This window comes from Mesorhizobium sp. M0771 (genome assembly GCF_040320155.1).
In the GTDB taxonomy this organism is placed as follows: Bacteria; Pseudomonadota; Alphaproteobacteria; order Rhizobiales; family Rhizobiaceae; genus Mesorhizobium.
The window spans coordinates 1-643 of the sequence record NZ_JAMYPC010000075.1; the positions used below are offsets into that span (position 1 = coordinate 1).

The 643-nt window shown below is 56.9% G+C and carries 1 protein-coding gene; it reads left to right on the plus strand.

Going from position 1 to position 643, the window contains the following annotated elements:
* Nucleotides 1-124 precede the first annotated feature (124 nt).
* Nucleotides 125-643: LysR family transcriptional regulator (locus tag NKI05_RS32235; RefSeq protein WP_352794238.1), on the plus strand; the 519-nt coding region annotated here is incomplete at its 3' end.

A 643-nucleotide genomic window follows, 5' to 3' on the forward strand; every position in this document is an offset into this window, starting at 1 on the left:
CACACTCAATCTATAACTTTTATTATTTTATCTATAACGCGTCGTTATATACTGAGGCAGTTCGTTGCTCCCCAGGTTGGCGTTGTCTGCCGCCGGGTGGTTATCAGGGAAAGGCGCGCAGGGAATGGAGTTGTTGCAGAGCGACCTCAAGCTCCGTCAACTGAAGGTCTTCCGGGAAGTGTTGCGGGCCGGTTCGACAAGGCGGGCGGCGGCAGCGCTCGGGATAAGCCAGCCGGCCGTCAGTCAACATGTGAAGCAACTCGAGACCACGCTCGGCATCACACTGTTCAAGCGATCAGCCAACCGCATCGTCCCCTTGCAGGAAGCTTGGGAGCTTCTGCGAAACGTAGAACTTGCCCTGACGTCCCTGGATCGGCTGGAAGCGTCGATCTTCGCGATGAAGAACGAGGAAAAGCAGCGGATCGCGATTGCCGCGCCTTCTGTTTTCGGTTTCGTGACCTTGCCCAAGGTCGTGGCGATTATCCGCTCACAGACCGCTTCGAATGTCCGGTCGATTTCTGGAAGCTACGAGCAGATCGGCGAACACATCCTGGCCGGCCGCGCCGATCTTGGAATTTCGAGACTGCCTCTGGATCCAGGCTTGTTTGAATGGGCGCCGCTTGGGTCGGCACGAAACGTATGC